Genomic DNA, 3,634 nt, shown 5'->3' on the forward strand with positions numbered 1-3,634 from the left:
TCCAATGCGACCTGGTCAGAGATCAATTTCAGCGAGGCGCTTTGGACGATTCCGAAAGAACGGATGAAACGAAGAACTCCGCATCTGGTGTTCCTGTCTCGGCAGGCGCTCGACATCTTCATCGCGCTGAAAACCTTTGCTGGTGGATCCGACTACGTGCTTCCCTCTCGATATGATTCGGACTTGCCTATGAGTGCAGCAACGTTGAATCGTGTTCTAAGTTCGACGTATAAGGCTGCGCAGAAAGATGGTGAACAGCTTGGAAAATTTGGTCCGCACGATCTGCGCCGAACTGCTAGTACGCTACTGCATGAGGCGGGTTACAACACTGACTGGATCGAGAAGTGCCTTGCTCATGAGCAGAGGGGAGTGAGAGCTATCTATAACAAGGCCGAGTACCGGCGATGCTGCAAGACTGGGCTGACATGATCGACGAGTGGACGATCAAGCAATAACAGAGAATCCAGGGCGATCGGCCTGTTCCCCCGATCGCTTTCTCGTCTCTATCCATTCCTCTACCTCCGCCAGGTCCCAGGCGACGTTACGGCTGGTGAGCGCGATCCGCCGCGGAAATTCGCCGCGCTTCTCCATATTGAAGATGGCGCGTTCCGACAGTGGGATCATTGCCAGTAGAGTCTTTCGGTTGATCAGGGTCTTACCCGGTAGGGCTTGGTCTCCGCTGCTCATTGGCTCAACCCTTTAACTGGCAGCCATGTGCTATTTGGGGTGATGAAATTGTCCATACCAAAACTTTAGCACGGTGCCAATTCGACAAGCAAAAGAAAAATGTTTAGCAGAGAGGTAAATAGTCTGCTGTTGGAGGAGAGTATTTGTAGATAAAGTCCCTAAATTTAAATCATGAAGATTCCGGCGGAGACATACCGAAAATAAATTCGGTTAGTTGGGCAAATCATAGATAGGACCATCAGATAAGCTTTGCAGCTGGGTAAGCTCATTTAATATGGTAGTGAGCAAATTGGATCGGAACGGAGCCAAAAAGTTATGATCAGACATGGGGATGCTTACTAGGCGCCCAATGTTATTTGATCTAGCCAATAACTTTGCTCCGATCGGATCATAGAGTTCGTCTGCTTCACCTTGAATAACGACGAATGGTTTACTGATTTGGCCAGCTATCCCTATTGCAAAATCATATTTAATCTCATCAATGAATTTGGCATTAATATGTAGACCTTTCCTGAGAGTCCATCCTTGATGCGCCAATTCTACACGCTGAGTATCGTCAAAAAGCTGATCAGTTCCACCTCGCAATTCAATTGCTGGGGCAAGCATTAGCGCACCGCTTACTGAATCAGTATCTTTGGTCAAACGAAGAGCAAGATTTGCTCCCATACTGTGACCGATAAGTACTATTTGATTTCCTAAATAAAGATTGGTTGCATATTCACAGACTATACGAAAATCGCGTAACTCGGATTTAAAAGTGACATCAGAAAAATTCCCATCGCTATCTCCAACGCCAAGTGCATCGCAGCGCAATACACAATAACCTTTTTCACACAGATAACGCGATATCTCTAGGTATAATCGAGAAGGGCCTACTCGATTAGCAGAAAAGTATCCATGAATAATGACTATCAGAAGTAGATCCTTGTCAATGCAAGTAGGTTCGTGAAGCATGCCTCGAATCGTGCCATTATCAGTTTTAATGCTGACATGTTTTTCGTTCATTATTTTACTAGCGTGTGTAAGACGTTTCGATTGAAAAACGACATTTTAGAATCAAGAACCCACTGACTACCGAAGCGAGTAAATACGAGAAATTCTGCATTACGAAATGGAATCTCTTTATACCCACCTCCTGGATCTATTGTTCGCCCAAGTAAAATACTGCTTAGTAGGATTAATATGGATCTAGAGCTTACTATGATTGTTGCGTTCTTATCGCAAGAAATCCCATTAATGGATCCCGAGCCTCTTGAGTAGAAGCTAGTTATACTTTCTCCATGTGGGATAATGAGTTCATTAATTTCTATCTCACCTCGTCTCCACTTTCCCATTAAAATTGCGGTACATGGAAAATCACGTTGTGCTTCTTCTCTTGATAGCCCTGATAAGACACCCAGGCCAAAAGGACGCAATTCTTCTGAAATAGAAACCGTTGTTTTTAGCAGCGTAGCCACATTGTTGGCGGTATCAATGGCTTGTCGCACAGGTGATGCCACAACTGAATATGTCATCGAAGGGATAATAGGAAGCTTATTTACAGCATTCTTTATTTCTTCGATGCTGTTATGCACTAATTTCGTACCTGGGCCGCCATGGCGGTCTTCTATGTTTTTTTGTGCGGTAGCATGCCTCATCAAAATAACGCGGATTCAACTCTTAAGTGCAACTCACTGAGCCGGACATAGAGGGCAAGCTGCGGTAGCATCCTGGCCTTTCGTTCGGGAAAGAATGAGAGGCACCATGAGTACATACACGCAGCTTACCCAAGAGCAACGATACCAGATATACGCCTTGAAGAAAGCAGATCACAATCAATCAGAAATTGCCGACATAGTGGGAGTCCACAAGTCAACGATCAGCCGCGAGTTACGCCGCAACTGCGGCCTGCGGGGCTATCGTCCCAAGCAAGCCCATCAGTTGACTAGCAATAGACGTCAGGTCAAAGTCTATGCCCGTATTAGCTTGGAGGATTGGTGTCTGATTGACCAGTTGCTCCGGGAAGAGTGGAGTCCAGAACAGATCAGCCTTTGGCTTAAGCAGGAAAAGCATCTCATCGTAAGCCATGAGTGGATCTATCAGCACATCCTTCAAGACAAACGGGGTGGAGGCACGCTCTATCGCCACCTGAGATGCCAAAAGCAACGCAAGAAGCGCTATGGCACCTACGAGCGCCGGGGACAGATTCCGAACAAGATTTCCATCGAGGAACGCCCTGCTATCGTGGAGGGTCGTACCCGCCTAGGTGATTGGGAGCTCGATACCATCATCGGGAAGGCTCACAAACAGGCCATCGTCTCGCTGAGTGAGCGTAAATCACGTCTCTCCCTCATTGCTAAAGTGGCAACCAAAGGGGCGGAGGGAGTGAAAGAGGCTGTTCTGGCGCTACTCAAGCCACTATCCAAGCATGTCCACACCATCACTTCCGATAACGGAAAAGAATTTGCTCGCCATGAGGCCATCGCCGAGACGCTGAATGCAGACTTCTATTTCGCACATCCCTATGCATCATGGGAACGGGGACTCAATGAAAATACCAACGGGCTCATCCGTCAGTATTTTCCAAAGGGAAGTGACTTCACCACGATCACTCAGAAGGATATTCTGGCAGTTATGGATAAGCTCAACAATCGACCAAGGAAATGCCTTGACATGAAAACACCAAATCAAGTATTTTTCGGAATCAAACCACCTGTTGCACTAGCGAGTTGAATCCGCCGCTTATTGCGAATAAGCGATTCTCCTAAATGATCTGCTGCTGTAACAGGAGTACCATCCGGTTTTATTTGCTTTTGTATAGGCTTACCAAACATTGTCATTATTTTTTGTCCAGACAATGTTGCAGCATCTATCATTGCGTCTATGAGGTATTCAAAACCGTGATAATTATTCATTTATTTGTCGCTCCTAAACCATCTCCCCTTTGAACACCACAACCCCACAAATC

At 46.2% G+C, this 3,634-nt stretch carries 5 protein-coding genes and 1 pseudogene; 2 read left to right on the forward strand and 4 right to left on the reverse strand.

Annotated elements, in window-relative coordinates:
* Window positions 1–455 (forward strand): annotated as a pseudogene (locus tag BOW51_RS08475) (tyrosine-type recombinase/integrase); the annotation flags it as partial.
* Here the strand turns inward: BOW51_RS08475 and BOW51_RS08480 are convergent.
* From BOW51_RS08480 to BOW51_RS08490, 3 genes are all read right to left on the reverse strand, one after another.
* Entirely contained in the window at window positions 445–687 is a 243-nt protein-coding gene (locus BOW51_RS08480) for a helix-turn-helix transcriptional regulator (protein ID WP_078477339.1), read from the reverse strand. The pseudogene BOW51_RS08475 and the gene BOW51_RS08480 sit on opposite strands and share 11 nt — an antisense overlap.
* Before the next feature lie 210 nt (window positions 688–897).
* Entirely contained in the window at window positions 898–1,692 is a 795-nt protein-coding gene (locus BOW51_RS08485) for an alpha/beta hydrolase (RefSeq protein WP_078477341.1), read from the reverse strand.
* Window positions 1,692–2,324 (reverse strand): histidine phosphatase family protein, encoded by a 633-nt coding sequence (locus tag BOW51_RS08490; protein ID WP_078477343.1) that lies wholly within the window; start codon window positions 2,322–2,324, stop codon window positions 1,692–1,694. Before BOW51_RS08490 ends, BOW51_RS08485 begins: the two co-directional genes overlap by 1 nt.
* Before the next feature lie 106 nt (window positions 2,325–2,430).
* Between BOW51_RS08490 and BOW51_RS08495 the strand changes: the two genes are divergently transcribed.
* Entirely contained in the window at window positions 2,431–3,399 is a 969-nt protein-coding gene (locus BOW51_RS08495; RefSeq protein ID WP_078477344.1) for an IS30 family transposase, read from the forward strand.
* On the opposite strand, the gene BOW51_RS08500 is transcribed toward BOW51_RS08495, so the two are convergent.
* On the reverse strand, window positions 3,354–3,581 hold the full coding sequence (locus tag BOW51_RS08500; protein WP_135568170.1) for an FIG domain-containing protein: 228 nt from the start codon (window positions 3,579–3,581) through the stop codon (window positions 3,354–3,356). The genes BOW51_RS08495 and BOW51_RS08500 overlap by 46 nt on opposite strands.
* Window positions 3,582–3,634: the final 53 nt, after the last annotated feature.

The sequence above is a fragment of the Solemya elarraichensis gill symbiont genome (assembly GCF_002021095.1).
In the GTDB taxonomy this organism is placed as follows: Bacteria; Pseudomonadota; Gammaproteobacteria; order Chromatiales; family Chromatiaceae.

Excerpts from the sequence above, each read along its gene's own strand:
- BOW51_RS08480 (WP_078477339.1), bottom strand. The coding sequence starts at position 687 with ATGAGCAGCGGAGACCAAGCCCTACCGGGTAAGACCCTGATCAACCGA.
- BOW51_RS08485 (WP_078477341.1), bottom strand. The coding sequence starts at position 1,692 with ATGAACGAAAAACATGTCAGCATTAAAACTGATAATGGCACGATTCGA.
- BOW51_RS08490 (WP_078477343.1), bottom strand. The coding sequence starts at position 2,324 with ATGAGGCATGCTACCGCACAAAAAAACATAGAAGACCGCCATGGCGGC.
- BOW51_RS08495 (WP_078477344.1), top strand. The coding sequence starts at position 2,431 with ATGAGTACATACACGCAGCTTACCCAAGAGCAACGATACCAGATATAC.
- BOW51_RS08500 (WP_135568170.1), bottom strand. The coding sequence starts at position 3,581 with ATGAATAATTATCACGGTTTTGAATACCTCATAGACGCAATGATAGAT.